The organism is Streptomyces viridosporus, assembly GCF_002078235.1.
Lineage (GTDB): Bacteria > Actinomycetota > Actinomycetes > Streptomycetales > Streptomycetaceae > Streptomyces > Streptomyces viridosporus.
The window spans coordinates 1-19,294 of sequence record NZ_MSGP01000366.1 but is presented as its reverse complement, the minus strand read 5'-3'; the positions used below and the strand labels follow the sequence as shown (position 1 = coordinate 19,294).

At 72.1% G+C, this 19,294-nt stretch carries 20 protein-coding genes; 3 read left to right on the top strand and 17 right to left on the bottom strand.

The features are described 5' to 3' along the window. Positions 1–88: 88 nt before the first annotated feature. The 3 genes from B7L92_RS25465 to B7L92_RS25455 all read left to right on the top strand — a co-directional run bounded on the left by B7L92_RS25465 (position 89) and on the right by B7L92_RS25455 (position 2,415). Positions 89–934 carry a siderophore-interacting protein gene (locus tag B7L92_RS25465; RefSeq protein ID WP_081239741.1) on the top strand — a complete coding sequence of 282 codons (846 nt, stop codon included), beginning with the start codon at positions 89–91 and terminating at the stop codon, positions 932–934. Between the two features lie 121 nt (positions 935–1,055). Then, positions 1,056–1,352, top strand: coding sequence for a hypothetical protein (locus B7L92_RS25460; protein WP_081239740.1), 297 nt, complete (start codon positions 1,056–1,058; stop codon positions 1,350–1,352). A gap of 112 nt (positions 1,353–1,464) precedes the next feature. After that, positions 1,465–2,415, top strand: coding sequence for an RluA family pseudouridine synthase (locus B7L92_RS25455; RefSeq protein WP_081239748.1), 951 nt, complete (start codon positions 1,465–1,467; stop codon positions 2,413–2,415). Here the strand turns inward: B7L92_RS25455 and B7L92_RS25450 are convergent. The 17 genes from B7L92_RS25450 to B7L92_RS25370 form a co-directional block, all read right to left on the bottom strand. Next, the gene (locus tag B7L92_RS25450; protein ID WP_081239739.1) at positions 2,409–3,929 is read right to left on the bottom strand and encodes a cytochrome P450; all 1,521 of its coding nucleotides are present in this window, start codon (positions 3,927–3,929) and stop codon (positions 2,409–2,411) included. The genes B7L92_RS25455 and B7L92_RS25450 overlap by 7 nt on opposite strands. 55 nt (positions 3,930–3,984) lie before the next feature. Beyond that, positions 3,985–4,605 carry a GTP-binding protein gene (locus B7L92_RS25445; protein ID WP_004990334.1) on the bottom strand — a complete coding sequence of 207 codons (621 nt, stop codon included), beginning with the start codon at positions 4,603–4,605 and terminating at the stop codon, positions 3,985–3,987. Continuing rightward, the gene (locus B7L92_RS25440; RefSeq protein ID WP_081239738.1) at positions 4,586–4,993 is read right to left on the bottom strand and encodes a DUF742 domain-containing protein; all 408 of its coding nucleotides are present in this window, start codon (positions 4,991–4,993) and stop codon (positions 4,586–4,588) included. The genes B7L92_RS25445 and B7L92_RS25440 overlap by 20 nt, the downstream gene beginning before the upstream one ends. Continuing rightward, positions 4,990–5,397, bottom strand: coding sequence for a roadblock/LC7 domain-containing protein (locus B7L92_RS25435; protein ID WP_004990332.1), 408 nt, complete (start codon positions 5,395–5,397; stop codon positions 4,990–4,992). The genes B7L92_RS25440 and B7L92_RS25435 overlap by 4 nt, the downstream gene beginning before the upstream one ends. Continuing rightward, complete coding sequence (locus tag B7L92_RS25430) at positions 5,394–7,034, bottom strand: sensor histidine kinase (RefSeq protein WP_170102237.1); 1,641 nt, start codon at positions 7,032–7,034, stop codon at positions 5,394–5,396. The genes B7L92_RS25435 and B7L92_RS25430 overlap by 4 nt, the downstream gene beginning before the upstream one ends. A 491-nt stretch (positions 7,035–7,525) precedes the next feature. After that, a complete protein-coding gene (locus B7L92_RS25425; protein ID WP_081239736.1) occupies positions 7,526–10,384 on the bottom strand; it encodes a DEAD/DEAH box helicase in 2,859 nt (952 codons plus the stop codon). A 40-nt stretch (positions 10,385–10,424) separates the two neighbouring features. Beyond that, the gene (locus B7L92_RS25420) at positions 10,425–11,315 is read right to left on the bottom strand and encodes a diacylglycerol kinase (RefSeq protein WP_081239735.1); all 891 of its coding nucleotides are present in this window, start codon (positions 11,313–11,315) and stop codon (positions 10,425–10,427) included. A gap of 31 nt (positions 11,316–11,346) precedes the next feature. Continuing rightward, on the bottom strand, positions 11,347–12,216 hold the full coding sequence (gene tatC, locus B7L92_RS25415; RefSeq protein WP_081239734.1) for a twin-arginine translocase subunit TatC: 870 nt from the start codon (positions 12,214–12,216) through the stop codon (positions 11,347–11,349). Positions 12,217–12,308: 92 nt separating this feature from the next. Beyond that, entirely contained in the window at positions 12,309–12,590 is a 282-nt protein-coding gene (gene tatA / locus B7L92_RS25410) for a Sec-independent protein translocase subunit TatA (RefSeq protein ID WP_004990318.1), read from the bottom strand. Positions 12,591–12,825: 235 nt separating this feature from the next. Beyond that, positions 12,826–13,020, bottom strand: coding sequence for a hypothetical protein (locus B7L92_RS25405; RefSeq protein WP_004990316.1), 195 nt, complete (start codon positions 13,018–13,020; stop codon positions 12,826–12,828). A gap of 64 nt (positions 13,021–13,084) precedes the next feature. Continuing rightward, positions 13,085–13,378 (bottom strand): hypothetical protein, encoded by a 294-nt coding sequence (locus B7L92_RS25400; protein WP_081239733.1) that lies wholly within the window; start codon positions 13,376–13,378, stop codon positions 13,085–13,087. A 74-nt stretch (positions 13,379–13,452) separates the two neighbouring features. Further along, positions 13,453–14,445 (bottom strand): helix-turn-helix transcriptional regulator, encoded by a 993-nt coding sequence (locus B7L92_RS25395; RefSeq protein WP_081239732.1) that lies wholly within the window; start codon positions 14,443–14,445, stop codon positions 13,453–13,455. 17 nt (positions 14,446–14,462) lie between these two features. After that, positions 14,463–15,416: a helix-turn-helix transcriptional regulator gene (locus B7L92_RS25390; protein ID WP_081239731.1), complete on the bottom strand. Its 954-nt coding sequence runs from the start codon at positions 15,414–15,416 to the stop codon at positions 14,463–14,465. Positions 15,417–15,545: 129 nt separating this feature from the next. Then, positions 15,546–15,917, bottom strand: a complete 372-nt coding sequence (locus tag B7L92_RS25385; RefSeq protein ID WP_004990310.1) for an FKBP-type peptidyl-prolyl cis-trans isomerase — start codon at positions 15,915–15,917, stop codon at positions 15,546–15,548. A gap of 55 nt (positions 15,918–15,972) precedes the next feature. Continuing rightward, positions 15,973–16,953, bottom strand: a complete 981-nt coding sequence (locus tag B7L92_RS25380) for an FKBP-type peptidyl-prolyl cis-trans isomerase (protein ID WP_081239747.1) — start codon at positions 16,951–16,953, stop codon at positions 15,973–15,975. Positions 16,954–17,153: 200 nt separating this feature from the next. Further along, on the bottom strand, positions 17,154–18,515 hold the full coding sequence (gene pafA, locus B7L92_RS25375; protein WP_004990300.1) for a Pup--protein ligase: 1,362 nt from the start codon (positions 18,513–18,515) through the stop codon (positions 17,154–17,156). Positions 18,516–18,524: 9 nt separating this feature from the next. Then, positions 18,525–19,294, bottom strand: a 770-nt coding sequence (locus tag B7L92_RS25370) for an MFS transporter (RefSeq protein ID WP_143626374.1), incomplete at its 5' end; no start/stop codon positions are given.

Here is a 19,294-nt window from a genome sequence, read left to right as displayed (position 1 = left end):
AACCGGACGGACCGTCCACCGGCGAGGCACCCACCACGAACGGAGTGTTAGCTTAGGTAAACCTAACTACCACGGCTGGGAGGCCCGCATGGCAGAGCGACCGGCACGCACTTCGCGCACGCCGCACACCGCCGAGGTCGTCCGCACCGAGCGACTGACCCCCCACATGCACCGTGTGGTGCTCGGCGGCGAGGGCCTCGCCGGCCTCGCCGCGGACACCTGCACGGACCACTACGTCAAGTTGCTGTTCCCGCCCGCGGGGGTGACCTATCCGGAACCCTTCGACCTGCAGCGCGTCCGGGAGGAGCTGCCGCGCGAGCAGTGGCCGGTGACCCGGACGTACACCGTGCGCCACTGGGACGCCGAGCAGCGCGAGATGACCCTGGACTTCGTGATCCACGGCGACGAGGGCCTGGCCGGCCCCTGGGCGGCCGGCGTCCGGCCGGGCGAGGTGGTGCGGTTCCTGGGGCCGGGCGGCGCCTACGCCCCGGACCCGGCCGCCGACTGGCACCTGTTCGTCGGCGACGAGAGCGCGCTGCCCGCGATCGCCCGCTCCCTGGAGGCGCTGCCGCGGGGCCGTGCGGCGTACGCCTTCGTGGAGGTCGCCGGCCCCGAGGAGGAGCAGAAGATCGACTCCGATGTGGAGATCCGCTGGCTGCACCGCGGTGACCGCCGCGTCGGCGAGGCCCTGGTGGAGGCCGTACGGGGTCTGGACTTCCCCGAGGGCCGGGTGCAGGCCTTCGTCCACGGCGAGGCCCACTTCGTGAAGGAGCTGCGCCGTCTGCTGCGGGTCGAGCGCGGGATTCCGCGCGAGGACCTGTCGATCTCCGGTTACTGGCGGCTCGGCCACAACGAGGACGGCTGGCAGGCCTCCAAGCCGGAGTGGAACGCGCGCATCGAGGCGGAGCAGGAGAAGGCGGAAGCCTCCTCCTGACCTCCCCCGCTCCGCCCGGGCCGCGCCATGGCTCCGGCCGGGTGAACCGGGGCGCCCCGCACCGGCCCGGTCGGCGTGGCGAGCCGGCGCCGGGCGCGCCACTGCCCGATGATCCGGGCACGTGGCACACACCTTCGAAGAGCTCGTGGCCAAGCAGCGCGCGGCGGACGAGGCACACGTCCGGGTACAGCAGCTGCGGGAGGCCTATGACCCGTCCACCCGCGCCCAGTGGAGCGGACAACAGACCACCACCTGGGAGACCGCCTGGCGGGCCTGGCGCGATCTGGCCCGGGACGTCCGGGTCTCGATGAGCGAGTACGCGCGCGACGAGGGCCTGCCGCGCCACGAGGTCGAGGCCCGGGTGCAACGGGCGGTACGGCACGAGGAGCAGGGCGGGACGGACGCACCGGACGCCTAGGGCCGCCGCGGCGGCCCCGAAGACGCCGCCCGTCCCGCGGGGCTCCCCCGGCGGGACGGGCCGTGCCGTCCGGTGCCCCCGCGCGCGGACCGGCCTCGTACCCTTGCTCACCGTGAGACGCAGACGCCCGGCCCCGCCCCCTCCCCTGCCGCAGCGCGACGGTGTGGACCCGGTGCGGGTGCGGCTGCCCGCCGGGGGGTCGTGGGCCACGGTGCGGGATCACCTGGTGCAGCGGCTCTCGGCCGGGCCCGGTGTCGTGGACGGGATGTTCGCCGCGGGGCTGATCGTCGGGGCGGACGGCCGGGCCGTGCCGGCGGACGCGCCGTACGAACCCGGTGTGTTCCTGTGGTTCCACCGGGAGCTGCCCGCCGAGGTGCCGGTGCCCTTCCCGCTGGAGGTCGTCCACCGGGACGAGCACATCGTCGTCGTCGACAAGCCCCATTTCCTGGCCACCACCCCGCGCGGCAGCCATGTCGCCCAGACCGCGCTGGCCCGGTTGCGCCGCGAGCTCGGCATCCCGGAGCTCGGTGCCGCGCACCGCCTGGACCGGCTCACCGCGGGACTGGTGCTGTTCACGGTGCGCCCCGGCGAGCGCGGCGCGTACCAGACGCTGTTCCGCGACCGGCGGGTGCACAAGGAGTACGAGGCCGTGGCCCCCTACGACCCCGGGCTGGACCTGCCCCGGACCGTGCGCAGCCGGATCGTGAAGGAGCGCGGGGAGCTCGCCGCCCGGGAGGTCGAGGGCGAGCCGAACGCGCTGACCCTCGTCGAGCTCACCGAGCACCGGGCGGACGGCCCGGGCCGGTACCGGCTGGTGCCCGGCACCGGCCAGACCCATCAGCTGCGGGTGCACATGAGCGCCCTGGGCGTGCCGATCCTCGGCGACCCGCTGTATCCCGAGGTGACCGCCCCCGTCCCGGCCGGTGACTTCCGGCGTCCGCTGCAACTGCTGGCACGGGTGCTGGAGTTCACCGATCCGGTGACGGGCGTGGAGCACCGCTTCACCAGCCGCCGGGAGCTCGCGGCGTGGTCCTCGTACGAGGAGTGGGCCGCCGGTCAGTAGCCGCGCCACCAGAGCAGGAAGCGCTGCCACGCGCCCCGCGGCCGGGCCGGCACCGCCGTCGGCTGCGGCGGTGGCACCGGCCCGGGCCCCGGGGCCGGCGCGGGCTCGGCACGCCGCTCGGACGCCGCCGGCGCGGAGGGCGCGGGCTGCGGCCGGGCGGCGCCGATGTGCCAGTCCTGCCGCGCGGGCGGCTCGTTCTGGTGACTCGGCCGCTGCGTCACGTCCTGCTGCGGCCTCGGGGTGAACCGGACGGGCAGCGCCACCAGGTGACGTGAGGCGATGGACTCGGTGTAGACCAACTCGTCCTCGTCGATGTCGAGTTCGACGTCGGGCAGCCGCATGAGCAGGGCGTCGACGCCGACTTCGGCGATGGCGCGGCCGATGTCCTGGCCGGGGCACTCGTGCGGGCCGCCGCCGAAGGCGAGGTGGGAGCGGTTGCCCTGCATGTCGGCGGTCGGGTCCGGGCGCACTCTCGGGTCGACGTTGGCCGGGGCGGGCGCGAACAGCAGTCCGTCGCCCTTGCGGATGCGCCGGCCGCCGAGCTCCGTCTCCTGCTTGGCGAAGTAGCCGAAGGTGGTGCTGAACGGCGGCTCGTCCCAGAGCAGTTGCTCCACCGCCTCCGGCACCGTCATCTGACCGCCGTTGAGCTGGGCGCGGAAGCGCGGGTCGATCAGCACCTGGCGCAGCACGTTGGCGAGGAGGTTGGCGGTGGTCTCGTAGGCGGCGATGAGCACCAGCCTGAGGTGTTCCCTGACCTCTTCGTCGGTCAGTCCGGCCGGGTGGGTGACGAGGTGGCTGGCGAAGTCGTTCACCGGCTCGGCCCGGCGGCGGGCGGTGAGGCGGCCCAGGGCTTCCACGATGTACGCGTTGCTGGCGTTGGCGGTCTCGGTGCCCTTGATCATGTCGCGGGCGGCCTCGACGATCCGGTCGTCGTACTCGTCGGGCATGCCGAGGATCTGGCACATCACGGCCATCGGCAGGTGTTCGGCGTACTGGCCGACGAGGTCGGCCTCGCCCTTCTCGCAGAACCGGTTGACGACGCGCTGGGTGCTGCGGTTGATGTGCCGGCGCAGGGTGCGGAAGTCGATGGTCGCCACGGCGGCGTCGATGGCGCCGCGCAGCCGCTTGTGCTCGTCGCCCTCGGCGTGGGCGCAGATCGGCTGCCAGGCGATGTGCGGCATGAGCGGGTGGTCGGGCCTGACCAGGCCCTCCCTGAGCGGGGACCAGGTGCGGGTGTCCCGGCAGTACTGCGCGGGGGTGCGCACCATGTGCAGGTTCTCGGCGTGGCCGAGGACCACCCACACCGGCAGGTCGTCGTGGAGCAGCGCGGGTGCCACCGGGCCGTGTTCGGCCCGGAGTTCCTCGTACAGCTTCCTCAGGTCGTCCGCCTCGTGCAGTCGGCGCAGCCCCCCGGGGCCCTGGCCGTGCGCGGGGCAGCCGGGGGGCGGACCGGGCCGGGGGACGTCCGCTCCGGTCGGGAGGTGTCCGGTCGGGGAGTGGGATTCAGGCGTCACAGTGGTCGCTCCGAAAGCGAGGGCTGGGGGGTTCTGGACGGGGGCGGACCCGGACTCAGGTGAGCGAGCCCGTCATGGCGAGGGAGTGCAGGAACCGCATCAGCGTCATCAGGACGTCACGGCTGGAGGCCCGGCGCCGTACGTCGCACTCCATGATCGGAATGTCCTCGGACAGGTCGAGGGCGGCGCGCAGATCGGCGATCGGGTAGCGCGGCGCGTCCGGGAAGGAGTTGACCGCGACGACGAACGGCACACCGCGTTCCTCCAGCCGCCCCATGACGTCGAAGCTGACCTCGAGGCGACGGGTGTCGACCAGCACCACCGCGCCGAGCGCCCCCTCGAACAGCCCGTTCCACAGGAACCAGAAACGCTCCTGGCCCGGGGTGCCGAAGAGGTACAGCACCAGCTGGTCGGTGATCTTGATCCGGCCGAAGTCCATGGCCACCGTGGTGGCCGTCTTGGACGCGGAGCCGAAGTCGTCGTCCACCCCGATGCCGGCCTGCGTCATGGTCTCCTCGGTGGTCAGCGGTTTGATCTCGCTGACCGCGCCGACCATGGTCGTCTTGCCGACCCCGAATCCGCCCACGATCACGATCTTCGCCGCGGCCTGCGCCGTGTGCGGCAACTGGTCCTCGGCCCGTGGGCCCGGGATGGTGTCAGAGCCGTTGAAGTCCATGCATCACCGCTTCGAGAAGGGAACGGTCCGGGAGCGCCTGACGGACGATCGGGGAGCGCGCCTGCACCAGTTCCGCCGTCAGCATCTCGGTGATCAGCACGGTCACCACGCTGAACGGCAGGCTGAGGTAGGCCGACAGTTCGGCCACGGACAGGGGGGCGACGCAGAGCCGGAGCAGCGCCGCCTGCTCGGGTGTGGCGGAGGGCGGAGGGTCCGGGGAGCGCGCCACGATCAGTGTCACGAGGTCGATGTCCGCGCGTTCGCCGTCCGCACCGGCGACGACGTACAGCCGCTCCGGGTTGCCGCCCCCTCCCGCCCCGGCCCGCGCGGCCGGCCGGGGCGGGGACTCGCCCCGGGGGACGCGCCTCTGGCGTTGCGGAGGAGTCATACGGTCTGCCCGTTCCGTCGGGGCGGGGTGGTGAGGTGGGCACCGATGCGGACGACCAGGTCGCGCATCATGCCGCCCATGCGGCCGGGTTCGCAGGTCATGTCGGAGAGCACCGCGAGGTAGGCGTTGGCCCCGGCCGCCATCAGGTAGAAGTAGCCCCCGTTGATCTCGATGAGCACCATCTTCATCTCGCCGTCGCTGCCCGGGAGTTCCTGGGCGACGGCCCCGGCGAGGCTCTGCACCCCCGCGCAGGCCGCGGCGACCCGGTCGGCGGCGTCCGGGTCACCGCCGTGGCGGGCGATGCGCAGGCCGTCGGCGGAGAGCACCACGATCATCTCGACGCCGGGTACGCCGTCGGCGAGCTCCTTGAGCATCCAGTCGAAGTTCGCTCGTTGCTGGATCACTTGAGGTCCCCCTCGTCATCGGCCTCGGTGCGGGCCGGTTCGTTGATGAGATGCAGGTAGGCGGTCGGGTTCCGGGTGAAGTCGGTGGGGTGGACGCCCGGTTCGAGGTCCTTCTTCAGGCCCTCCCAGAAGGCGTCGACCCACAGACCGGGCTCACGGTCCTCCTTCTGCTCGGGCTTCTCGGGCTCGGACGTGACGGTCGCCCAGGGGTCCCGGTACGTCTCGCCCCGCTCCGCGGCCTCGCGCCGGGCCCGTTCGGCGGCCGCCTGCTCGGCGTACCGCTGGCTCAGCGGGGTCTTCACCCGGCTGCGGCGTTGCGGCAGGCCGCCCGCGGTCCACTCGGTGACCTCGGGGACGTCGTCCTCCAGGGGGACCGTGGCCGGGATGCGGGGGCTGGTGGGGCGGCGCTTCTTGGGTGCGCGCTGCGGCCCCGGCAGGGCGTCGACCTGGTGGGGCACGGCGGTCGCCCCGATGCCGTGGGCGAGGCCGACCCCGGGCTCCTCGGTCAGCATGTCGCTCGGCACGACGAGGATGGCGCGGACCCCGCCGTAGGCGGAGGCGCGCAGCGAGACCTTCATGTCGAACGCGGCGCAGAGCCGGCCGACGACGGCGAGGCCGAGGCGCGGGCTCGCGCCGAGTTCCTGGAGGTCGACGCCCTTCTGGGCACGCTCGAGGATGCCCTCGATCCGGGCCCGGGCGTGCTCGTCGAGGCTGACGCCGGCGTCCTCGATCTCGATGGCGACGCCGGTCTGCACCTCCGTGGCGGTGACGTGCACCTTGGTGCTCGGCGGCGAGTAGCGCGTGGCGTTGTCGAGGAGTTCGGCGGCGGCGTGGATGACCGGCTCCACGGAGATGCCCTTGACGTTGACCTTGGCGATCGACTTCAGCTCGATGCGGCGGTACTCGAGGATGCGGGACATGGCGCCGCGCAGGACGCTGTAGAGCGCGACCGGCTTGGGCCACTGGCGTCCGGGGCGGCCGCCGCCGAGCACGGAGATGGAGTCGGCGAGACGGCCGATCAGCGCCGTGCCGTGGTCGATGCGCAGCAGGTCGTCGAAGACCTCGGGGTTGCGGCCGTGGTCCTCCTCCATCTCACGGAGTTCCTTGGCCTGCTGGTGGACGATCGCCTGGACGCGGCGGGCGATGCTGACGAAGGAGCGCTGGGAGGAGTCCCGCAGGTTCTCCTCCTCGTCGATGATCCGCAGCATCGTGCTCAGCAGCTCGATCTGGTACCGCGGCAGGTCGCGCCAGGCCGGGTCGAGCCCGGGCAGGGCGCGGAGCACCTCGTCGGGGTCGTTCCCGCGGTGCAGGTGGTCCAGGGCCGCGGGGACGACCTGCTTCGTGAAGTAGTGCGTCTCCGTGTCGTGGGCGGCGATCCGCGCCTCCAGATACGCACGGTGACGCTCGTGCTCGGCTCGCGCGTCGCGCAGCACACGGCCGCGGCGCACCGCCTCGGCCGCGGCGGCGGTCACCAGCAGGGTGGCGACGGCACCGCACAGGCCGACGGCGACCCGGGCGGGCTCCGTCACCAGGGCGACGGCGGCTCCGGCTGCCGCGGCCATCGCTATGACCGGCAGCAACAGCACGCGTGCATAAGGGAGTTCACGGCGACCGGGCGGGGATTGGACACTCACCATGTAGGCCTCTGAAACGAATCGGCTGGTGGTCGGGGAACGTGCGGGGGCATCTCGGGAAGCTGTGGGGTGTTCCGCACCATGGGGAACAAGCGCACGAATCCATCCCAACTCGGTGCGCTGCGGGCGAGCTTAGTCCGACCGGATCATCGCCATGTCATATTCAGCAAGTGCCGGAAATGGCTCCTGGGACAGGAGTACGCTCGACCCTATTTACACACCAAGAGATCATTCGAGCACGAGGAGTGACGGCGGAAAGGTGTACGAAAATCACTCACCGTCACGAGTGAAAAGGTCTCCACGACAGCCCCGGGCGGCCCCGGGCGGCGCCCTGAGCGGCGCCGGATCGTACGGGTCCCGATCCTGCCCGCGGAGACGGCCGGTGACGCCTCCGCAGGAGGCGCACGGGACGCGGCAGCCCGGCGCGCACGGGGCGCGCCGGGCTGCGACGGCGTACGGGACCTCGGGCACGGGCGGAGCGCCCCGCGCGCGGGTCAGCCCACGGACGAGTAGGCCACCACGCCGCGCAGCAGCCCGTCCACCGCCTTGCGGGCGTTCTTGGCGACCGTCGAGCCCTCGGCGGCCGGGGCCGCGGCCGCGATCTGGCCGAGCACGTCGATCACCTGCTTGCACCAGCGCACGAAGTCGCCGGCCGGCATCTCCGCCTCGCGCAGCACCTCGTCCAGGCCCTTGCCGGACGCCCACATGTAGGCGGCCCAGGCGAAGCCGAGGTCGGGTTCGCGCTGGCCCACGCCCTCGGTCTGGGTGATCCGGAAGTCCTCCTCCAGGGCGTCCAGGCGGCCCCAGATGCGGACCATCTCGCCGAGCGCGGCCTTGGCCCTGCCCGAGGGCAGCTTGGGCGCCGTCGCGTCGTCGCTGACCCGGGCCTCGTAGACCAGCGCCGAGACGCAGGCGGCGAGCTCGGCGGGGGCCAGCCCCTCCCAGACGCCCTCGCGCAGGCACTCGCTGGCCAGCAGGTCGAGCTCGCCGTACAGCCGGGCGAGCCGCTTGCCGTGCTCGGTGACCTCGTCGCCGCGCAGGTAGTCCATCTCGGTCAACAGCGCGACGATGCGGTCGAAGGTGCGGGCGATGGTGTTCGTCCGGCCCTCGATGCGCCGCTCCAACTGCGAGGTGTCGCGCAGCAGCCGGTGGTAGCGCTCGGCCCAGCGGGCGTGGTCCTCCCGGTCGTCGCAACCGTGGCACGGGTGCGCCCTGATCGCCTTGCGCAGCCGCGCGATCTCCCGGTCGTCGGCCGCCTGGGAACGCTTCTTGCGGTGCCGCTCCGGGGCGATGTGCCCGGCCTTGGTGCGCAGCGCGGAGGCGAGGTCCCGGCGGGACTGCGGGGAGCGCGGGTTGAAGGACTTCGGGATCCGCATCCGCTCCAGCGCCTCCACGGGCACCGGGAAGTCGATCGACGCCAGCCGCTTGACCTGCCGCTCGGCGGTCAGCACCAGCGGGCGCGGGCCGTCGTGCTGGTCGAAGCCGCGGTGGCCGTTGGAACGGCCCGCCGGCAGCCCCGGGTCGAGGACCAGCGCCAGCCCCGCGTACTTGCCGGTGGGCACGTGGATGACGTCACCGGGCTTGAGCCTCTCCAGCGCGACGGCCGACTCCGCGCGCCGCTGCGCCGCGCCCTGGCGGGCCAGCTCGGTCTCCCGGTCCTTCAGCTCGCGGCGCAGCCGCGCGTACTCGTCGAAGTCGCCGAGGTGGCAGGTCATGGAGGCCTTGTAGCCCTCGAGCCCCTCCTCGTTGCGCTGCACCTGCCGCGAGATGCCGACCACCGACTTGTCCGCCTGGAACTGCGCGAACGACGTCTCCAGCAGCTCGCGCGAACGGTGCCGGCCGAACTGCTCGACCAGGTTGACGGCCATGTTGTACGACGGCTTGAAGCTGGAGCGCAGCGGATACGTGCGCGTGCCGGCCAGCCCCGCGAGGTGCTCGGGGTTCATGCCGCGCTGCCACAGCACCACCGCGTGGCCCTCGACGTCGATGCCGCGCCGGCCGGCCCGGCCGGTCAGCTGGGTGTACTCGCCGGGGGTGATGTCGGCGTGCTGCTCGCCGTTCCACTTGACGAGCTTCTCCAGCACCACCGAGCGGGCGGGCATGTTGATGCCGAGGGCGAGGGTCTCGGTCGCGAACACGGCCTTGACCAGGCCGCGCACGAACAGCTCCTCGACGACCTCCTTGAACGTCGGCAGCATGCCCGCGTGGTGGGCGGCGATGCCGCGCTCCAGTCCCTCCAGCCACTCGTAGTAGCCCAGGACGTGCAGGTCCTCGGCCGGGATGGAGGCGGTGCGCTCCTCCACCAGCGCGCGGACCCGGGCCCGCGCCTCCTCGTCGTTGAGCCGGAGCCCCGCGTACAGGCACTGCTGGACGGCGGCCTCACAGGCGGCACGGCTGAAGATGAAGGTGATGGCGGGCAGCAGGCCCTCGGCGTCGAGCCGCTCGATGACCTCGGGCCGGCTCGGCGTCCACACCCGCGAGCGCTGCCGGCGCTCCCGCTCCCGGTCGGCCTCGCGCATGTTGCCCCGCCCGCGCCGCCGGTCGCCCCACGGCGGACGGCTGGCCTCCAGGCGCGCCATGCGCGTGAGGTCGGGGTTGACGGCCTTCTTGCGGCCCTCGCCCTCCTCGAACAGGTCGTAGATCCGGCGCCCGGCGAGCACGTGCTGGAACAGCGGCACGGGCCGGTGCTCGGAGACGATCACCTCGGTGTCGCCGCGGACGGTGTCGAGCCAGTCGCCGAACTCCTCGGCGTTCGACACCGTCGCCGACAGGGACACCAGGGTCACCGACTCGGGGAGGTGGATGATCACTTCCTCCCAGACGGCGCCGCGGAAGCGGTCGGAGAGGTAGTGCACCTCGTCCATCACCACGTAACCGAGGCCGAGGAGCGTCTGCGAACCCGCGTACAGCATGTTCCGCAGCACCTCGGTGGTCATCACGACCACCGGGGCGCCGGAGTTGACGCTGTTGTCGCCGGTGAGCAGGCCCACCTGGTCGGTGCCGTAGCGGCGGCACAGGTCGGCGTACTTCTGGTTCGACAGTGCCTTGATCGGCGTCGTGTAGAAGCACTTCTTGCCCTGCTGCAGGGCGAGGTGGACGGCGAACTCGCCCACGATCGTCTTGCCGGAACCGGTGGGCGCGGCCACCAGCACGCCCTTGCCCTCCTCGAGCGCCCGGCATGCCTCGATCTGGAAGGGGTCGAGGCCGAAGTCGTACATCTCGCGGAAGGGGGCGAGCGCGGTGGCCTGCTCGGCGGCGCGCCTGCGTGCTGCCGCGTACCGCTCGGCCGGTGAGAGGTCCTCTGTCATCGTGCTTTCGAGCGTACCGGGCCGTACCGACAACAGGACGATCATTATCCGGACCGGTCGCCGCGGGCACCGGGTTCCGCCCAGCTCAGGGGCCCACGACCCGCACGGCGGCCCGCACGCACCGCGCGGTCAGCGGCAGCGGCCCGACCGGTTCCCCGTCCGCGTAGCCGGTGACCCCCTCGGCGGCCAGCTCCACGCGCGCCGCCCGGTGCACGGTGATCGCCGGGTGGTCGACGTGCGTCCCCCGGTACACCCCGGGGAACACCCGCAGCAGGGTGGCCCGGCTGCACTCGCCCACCACCGTGATGTCGAACAGCCCGTCGGTGAGATCCGCTCCGGGGCATATCCGCATGCCGCCGCCGTACGACGGCCCGTTCCCGACGGCCACCAGCGTCGCCTCCACCTCGCGGACCTGGCCGCCGTCGAGGGTGATCCGGTAGGGGAAGGGCCGGAAGGCGGCCAGCTCGGCGACCATCGCGAGGTCGTACTTGAAGCGCCCGAGGGGCAGCCGCATCCGGTTGCCGCGGTCGTTGACCCGGGAGTCGAACCCGGAGGCGAGCACGGCGGCGAACCAGCGGTCGCCGACCCGGCCGAGATCGATGTCGCGCACCCGGCCGCACTTGAGGGCGTCGGCGATCATCCGGCCGGCGGCGGCCGGTTCCCGCAGCGGCAGTCCGAGGGCACGGGCGAAGTCGTTGCCGGTTCCGGCGGCGACCAGGCCGAACGGGGTGCCGGTGCCGACCACCGCCTGCAAGGCCAGGTTCGCCATGCCGTCGCCGCCGACGGCGATCAGCGCGCCGGTGCCCTCGGCGACGGCGGCCCGCGCCCGGGCCAGGCCGTCCTGGGGGGTGTCGCCGAGCACGGTCCGCACCGAGAATCCGGCGGCCCGCAGCGCGGAAGCGGCCGACCGCGCCGCACGGGCGCCCCGGCCGCGGCCCGCGGTGGGGTTGACGAAGAGGGTGATCTCGCTGGTCACGGGAGTGACCCTACGAGCTGCGGCCCACTCCTCAGGTCACGTCGTCATAACCGTTGACCCGGTCCCTGGTCGCCTGCTCGGGCAGGGCCGTCACGGGCTCCACCGGTTCGACGGCCTCGGGGGTGAGGTCCAGCTCGGACGCCTCGTCGTCGTCGAGACCCGCGGACTCCTTGCGGGCCCGCCGCTTGTCGTTGAGCAGGGAGAACGCCACAGCGGCGAAATAGAGGAGGATGATCGGTCCGGACAGCGCGATCATCCCCACCGGGTCGGTCGTGGGCGTCGCGACCGCGCCGAAGACGAAGACGCCCATGACGACACCGCGCCACCAGCCGGCCATGCGGCGGCCGGAGACGATGCCGACCATGTTCAGCATGATGAGCAGGAGGGGGAGCTCGAAGGCCAGGCCGAAGATCAGCACCATCCTGATGGTGAAGTCGAGGACCTCGTCGAGCGACAGGATGTTGGCCGATCCCCCGGGCGTGAGGCTGAGCAGCACCTTCACACTGACCGGAAGGATGACGTACGCCAGGTAGGCACCGCCCGCGAACAACGGGACCGCGGCCGAGACGAAGGCGTAGGTGTACTTCTTCTCGTGCTTGTGCAGTCCGGGGGCGACGAACGCCCAGAGCTGGTAGAGCCACACGGGGCTGGAGGCGACGAGGCCGGCCATGAGGCTCACCTTGATCGTCGTCGTGAACGGCGACGTCAGGGTGTTGAAGGACACGATGGCGCAGTTGCCGCCGTCGCTGTTCGCCAGATCCTCGCACTTCGGCACCGGCTCCGCGAGGAACTGCATGAGCTGCTCGCTGTAGAACGCGGCCACGATCATCACCAGGACGATCACGACGACGGACTTGGCGAGCCGATTACGCAGTTCACGCAGGTGTTCCACCAGGGGCATCCGCCCCTCGGGATCCTTCTCCTGCTTGCGGGCAGACTTGAGCAACCCACGTTCCCATCTCGTGCGGCGGGCCGGAGATCACCGGCCCTGCGTCAGCGCTTGGTCGTGTCCGTCGGCTCCGTGACCGGGCGGGAGCTGGTCACGTCGCCGGGGGCCGCCTGGATGGTGCGCTGCGCCGGGGGCTGCTCGCCGCCGGCCGGCGGGTCGGCCGGGGCGGAGGACTTGTTCTCCTCCTTCATCGCCTTCGCCTCGCTCTTGAGGATGCGGGCCGACTTGCCGAGCGAGCGCGCCATGTCCGGGAGCTTCTTCGCCCCGAACAACAGGATGATGACGACGAGGATCAGAATGATCTCGGTGGGTCCGAGCCGTCCCATAAGTCTTTACCTTCTCACCGAGGCGGGTGGGTGGGTGGCTGTCCGACCGGTCGGACATGTGCCCGAACGACGGCGCTGGCAGCGATCGTAACGCTCAGAGGTGAACCTCCGGCAATCCCCGTGCGTACTCCCGTCCGCGGTCCGGGCCTCGTTCTCCGGTCCGCCTTGAGCAGCGTACCCGCCGGTTCCGACAACTCGACAGGGCGCAGCGGCGAACCGCCGCCGGGAGGAGCGCTCAGAGCGCTTCGGCGGAACGGGCCGCACCGGCCGCCGCGCGCTCCAGGTCCTCGGCGGCCCGGTTGATGCGGTGCGCAGCGTCCGTGACCTGCCTGCCGAGCCGCTGCGCCTCGACGAAGACCCGGACGGCGAACACCCCGAGCACCACGAGACCCAGGAAACCCACGGCAACCGCGAACATCGGCCAGAACATGGAGGCGAGCCTAGACCGTCCCCGCGAGCGGCGGACGCCGGGCCTCCTTCCCGGGGTCCCGGTGTCAGACGGTCGAGTGCAGCCGCAGCGTGCGCACCCCGCCGCCGGTGAGCAGCTCGACGATCCGCTCCCCGGCCGGCTTGCGGACGGCCGCCCCGCACCCGGGGCAGGTGAAGGAGTAGAAGGTGGTGCGGCTGCTGGCGCCGATGGCCAGGCGCAGCGCGCTCGCGGCGAGCTCGAAGCGTTCCCGGCAGTCCGGACAGCCCGCGCGGAAGACGACCGGGGCCACGTTTCTCATCCCCGCGAACGCGGACGCCACCGTCAGGCCCCGCACACCAGACACCGCCGACTCGCTCAAAGCACTCGCTCCCGCCTGTCGTCCTGTCCGTCCCGCACCGCGTTCTCCGCGTGCGTCCCGCACGGCCCCGCCCATCAGGCCGCCTCGCCCCCGTCGTACGCCGCCAGCGCCTCGCGGGCGGCCTGCCGGGCGCTGTCGGCGAGCTCACGCGGCTCGACGATCCGCCCGTCCCGCCCGAGCCTCAGCGCCAGTCGCCTGAGCGAGGCCGGATCGGGGGTGCGCAGGGTGATACGCAGCCCGCCGTCGGGAAGCTCATCCGCGCTGTCGTGCGGGTAGTACTCGGCGACCCAGCGCCCGCCCGGCCCGACCTCGACCACCACTTCCGGGTCCTCGGCCGCGGGCTGCACCAGCCCTTCCGACAGGTCCCGCAGCTCGACCTCGGGCGGCGCGGAGGGCTCGTCCAGGATCCTGATCTCGGCGACCCGGTCGAGCCGGAAGGTGCGGCGCGCCTCGGAGCGGCGGCACCAGGCCTCGACGTAGGTGTGACCGACGCTGACCAGCCGGATGGGGTCGATCTCGCGCTCGGTGACCTCGTCGCGCGCGGGCGAGTAGTAGCGGATCCACAGGCGGCGGCGCTCGGCGATGGCCCGGTCGACGTCGGCGAAGACGCCGCCCTCCGACTCGAAGGTCACCGAGAGCCGGGAGCTGGCGCCGGCCGCCTCACCGGCCGCCGCCTCCACCTTCGCCGTGGCCCGCAGCAGCGCCTGCCGGTCGCTCTCGCGCAGTCCGGGCAGCGTGGCCACGGCGCGGGCGGCGACCAGCAGGGCGGTGGCCTCGTCGGCGGCGAGCCGCAGCGGCTCGGCGGCCTCCGCGCCGAGCGCGGCGGGGTTGTGCCACCAGATGCGCTCGCCGTCGGTGTCGATGTCCAGCAGGTCGCCGCCGCGGAAGCTGGTGCCGCACATGGGCAGCACGTCGAGGTCGGAGACCAGTTCGTCCTCGGTGATGCCGAAGGCGCGCGCCACGTCCTCGACACGGGCGCCGGGGCGCTCCCGCAGGTACGTCACCAGGGAGAGCATCCGCCGGGTCTGGTCGATGGCGTTCACGGGCCTGACCGGTTTGCCTGCCACGTTCTCGTCCGCTCTCCTCAGCCCTTGGCCACGGCACGCAGCCGGTCCACCACGTCGGCCCGCAGCTCGGCGGGCTCCAGGACTACCACGTCCGGGCCGAACTCCACCAGCCAGGCATCCAGGCCGTGCCCGTACGGAATCTCCAACTCGTCCCACCCGTCACCGAGTTCCCGCACCGCGGTGGCCTTCGCCCGAAGGGGGTAACCGGCGTTCGAACGCAGCCGGATCCGCGCCGAGCGGTCGGCGGTCTCCCCCGCCCAGCTCGCCACGGTCTCGCGCACGGTGACGACGTCGGGCACCGGCGCGGTGTACCGGCCGCCGCGCGAGCGCACCTTGCCGGTGATCCGGGAGAGCCGGAAGACCCGCTCGGCCCCCCGGTCCCGGTCCCAGCCCGCCAGGTACCAGTGGCCGCGCCAGCACTCCAGCGCCCACGGCTCGACGTGCCGCTGCTCGGGCTGGGCGGCGCTCGCCTTGCGGTAGTCGAAGACGACCGGCCGACGGTCGCGGCAGGCCAGCATCAGCGGCTCGAACGCGGCCTCGTGCACGGGGATGCGCGGCTCGAGCGCGCCGTGGGGCCCGTACGGATCGACGTCCTCGGGCAGTCCGGCCGCGCGCAGCTTCTGCAGGGCGCCGCTGGCCGCGCCCGCGAGCCGGGCCTGCTGCCACACCTTGGCGGCCAGCCCCAGCGCGGCGGCCTCCTCGGCGTCGAGGGTGATGGGCGGCAGCCGGTTGCTGTCGCGGCGGGCCAGGTAGCCGATCTCGCCGTCGAGGCCCTCGACGGTCTCGATGACCAGTCCGAGCTCGCGCAGATCGTCCTTGTCGCGCTCGAACATCCGGTTGAAGGAGTCGTCGGACCCTGCTTCCAGATAGGCCTCGATGGACTCGCGCAGCTCGCGCTTGCTGAGCGGCCGCCGCGTCCCGAGCAGACACAGCGCCAGATTCATCAGCCGCTCGGCCTTGGCAATGGCCATCGACGCCCTTCGCCTCCCTGTGGTGCTTACGACGGACGACCGTACCGCTCCGCGGTGCCCTGACCAAAGCCGAGGGCCCACGCCCGGACAGGCATGGGCCCCGGATGATCGGGTCCTGTCGTACCGCGGTCAGACCCCGAGCAGGTCGACCACGAAGATCAGGGTCTCGCCGGGCTTGATCGCCGGGGTGGGGCTCTGGTCGCCGTAGGCGAGGTGGGCGGGGATGGTCAGCTGGCGGCGGCCGCCGACCTTCATGCCCTGCACGCCCTGGTCCCAGCCCTGGATGACCCGGCCGGCGCCCAGCGGGAAGCGGAAGGGGGTGCCGCGGTTCCAGCTGGCGTCGAACTCCTCGCCCGTGCTGAAGGCGACCCCGACGTAGTGGACGGTGACGGTCTGGCCCGCCCGCGCCACCTCGCCGTCGCCCTCCCAGATGTCCTTGATCTCGAGGTCCGCCGGGGGCTCGCCGCCCGGGAAGTCGATCTCGGGCTTGTCGATGCTCACTTTTTCTCTCCTTGTCGCGTGACCTGCGTCGCGGACAGTCTCACAGACTTCCGGGTCAGACGGTGCCGAGGATGTCCACCACGAAGACCAGCGTGTTCTTGGCCAGCTCGCTGTCGGGGCTGGCGCCGTAGCCGAGGGAGGGCGGGATCACCAGCAGGACCCGGTCGCCCACGTTCTTGCCGACGAGACCCTGGTCCCAGCCCGCCACCACGGCACCGGTGCCGATCTGGAAGGCGGTGGCGCCCCCGTGGTCCCAGGAGGAGTCGAACTTCTTGCCGTCCTCCCACTTGACGCCCGTGTACTGGGCGATGAGTCCCTGGCCGGCCTCGACCTTCTTGCCGTCGCCCTTGATCAGCACCTGCTGCTCGAGGTCCTTGGGGGCCTTGACGCCCTTGGGGACGGTGATGGTCGCGGCCTTCTGCGACGGGGCCTTCACCTCCGGCATGCCCTCCTCGGGGGCCGCCTGCTCGCCCTCGGCCTCGGCCTTGGCGTCGACGGGGGCGGCACCGACCGGGTCGACCACCCAGATCAGCACGTCCTTCTCGGTGATGCCGGACGAGGGGTTCAGGTTCTCGCCGATCAGCTCGCCCGCGGTGCCCTGGACGAGGATCCGGCTGCCCGGCTTCTTGCCCTTCACGGCGTCCAGGACCTTGACGGGCAGCTGCCGGCTCGGCTTGCCGATCTGCTCGACGGACTGCTGCCGGGGCGTCTTGCCGCCCGTCGAGGGCGCGGCCCAGGTGCCGCCGAGCTCCTGGTCGCCGCCCCACTTCTCGACGGTCCAGTCCAGCCGGACGTAGTCGGAGGCCTTGATCGCGGTCCCGCTGCCTTCCGAGACCGTCTCGACCACGGTCTTCCGGGACGGCTCGCCGTCCTTGGGCACGGAGATCTCGGGCTTCTCCCCGGCCTTCCCGTCGACCTGGGCGACGCCTCCCTTCGCGTCGCCGTTGCTGTCGTCGTCCGACCCGCACGCGGCGGTGAGCAGCAGCGCGGGGACCGCCAGCAGCGCCGCGACGTGTCGTTTCATGTTGTAGTTCATCAGTCCCACTGGGAATCGGGGGTGGGGGGCAATGGCCGCCACTCTACGACGTACGCGCTCCGCACACGGCTCACCCGGGGCACGCCGCCGCCGTGGGCGCCGCACGAACACACGGGCAGCGGACGCCGCCGATCCCCTCCCCCGCGGGGGAACGCCCGGTGCCCGGGGACCCTCGGGGTCCCCGGGCACCGGGCGTCCGCTCACATGCCTGCGATCAGCTTCTCCACCCGCTCGTCCACCGAGCGGAACGGGTCCTTGCACAGCACGGTCCGCTGGGCCTGGTCGTTGAGCTTGAGGTGGACCCAGTCGACGGTGAAGTCGCGGCGCTGCTCCTGGGCCCGCCGGATGAAGTCGCCGCGCAGCCGGGCCCGGGTGGTCTGCGGCGGTACCGACTTGCCCTCGAAGATCTTCACGTCGTTGCAGATCCGGGCCGCCTGCCCCCTCTTCTCCAGCAGGTAGTACAGACCACGACGGCGGTGGATGTCGTGGTAGGCGAGGTCTATCTGCGCGACCCGCGGGTGCGACATGGTCATGTTGTGCTTGGCCCGGTACCGCTCGAGGAGCTTGTACTTCATGACCCAGTCGATCTCGGTGCCGATGCGGTCGAGGTCCTCGGACTCGATCGCGTCCAGCGTGCGGCCCCACAGCTCCAGCACCTGCTCGGTGATGCCGGTGCGGATGCCGCGGCGCTCGCAGAAGTCCAGCGCCTTCTCGTAGTACTCGCGCTGCACCTCCAGCGCGGAGGCCTCCCGGCCGCTGGCCAGGCGCACCTTGCGCCGCCCGGTGATGTCGTGGCTGACCTCGCGGATCGCCCGGATCGGGTTCTCCAGGGTGAGGTCGCGCATCACGGTGCCCGCCTCGATCATGCGCAGCACCAGGTCGGTGGCCCCGACCTTGAGCAGCATGGTCGTCTCGGACATGTTCGAGTCGCCCACGATGACGTGCAGGCGCCGGTAGCGCTCGGCGTCCGCGTGCGGCTCGTCCCGCGTGTTGATGATCGGCCGGGAGCGGGTCGTCGCCGAGGAGACGCCCTCCCAGATGTGCTCGGCCCGCTGGCTGACGCAGTACACGGCGCCGCGCGGCGTCTGCAGCACCTTGCCGGCACCGCACAGCAGCTGGCGCGTGACCAGGAACGGGATGAGGATGTCCGCGAGCCGGGAGAACTCCCCGTGCCGGGCCACCAGGTAGTTCTCGTGGCACCCGTAGGAGTTGCCCGCCGAGTCGGTGTTGTTCTTGAAGAGGTAGACGTCGCCCGCGATGCCCTCCTCGTGCAGGCGTCGTTCCGCGTCCACCAGGAGTCCTTCGAGAATGCGCTCGCCGGCCTTGTCGTGGGTGACCAGCTCGGTCACGTTGTCACATTCGGGTGTGGCGTATTCCGGATGTGACCCCACGTCGAGATAGAGGCGGGCGCCGTTCCGCAGAAAGACATTGCTGCTTCGGCCCCATGACACAACACGGCGGAAGAGGTACCGCGCCACCTCGTCAGGAGACAGGCGCCGCTGTCCCCTGAACGTGCACGTGACGCCGTACTCGTTCTCCAGCCCGAAAATGCGGCGGTCCATGATGGAACATTACGCCTGATCCCCCGAACTGAAACGGGGTTCGAGGGCACGGTTCGGATCATTTTCCGAACGAGCCGCAACCACCGCACTTTCGGCCGGAACTTCCAATACCCGTCCGGTGGCAATCAAAACCAACAGCGACACACCGCCCGCGACGCCCGGTACGGCGAACCCCCACAGGGCGCCGCCCGCCTCGACGACCGGGCCCGTGAGCCCCGTTCCGACCGACGCGCCCACGGTGAACGTCGTCACCAGCCAGGAGAACGCCTCCGTGACCGTCCCGCGCGGCGCGTGCCGGTCGACCAGGACGAAGGCGCAGGCGATGACCGGGGCGAGGAAGAGACCGGCGACCACGGTGAGCAACGTCATGGCCACTGGGCCCGGCATCAGGGTCAGCGGCAGGTAACACACCGCCAGAAGGGCCACCAGCACCTGGAGTCGCCTCGCGGGCGCGCCGCTCCACTGCCGTGCCCCGTACACCGCGCCGCCGACGAGCGCACCGAGGCCCAGGCCCGCCATCAGCCAGCCGTACACCCGGTCGCCGCCGTGCCCGTCCGCGTACGACACCGCCGCCACGGTGATGGACCCCAACGCGATCCCCACGAACAGGAAGGCGCCCAGCAGCGCGAGCAGCCCCGGCGAGCGCAACGCGCCCAGCCAGTGCGCCTCGCGCGGCGCCGACCGCCACGCGCGCGAGGGCGGCGAGACGACCACCGACAGCGCGCCCAGCACTCCGACGACGTTCAGCACGAGCAGCGCGGCCCGGGCCGACCACAGCG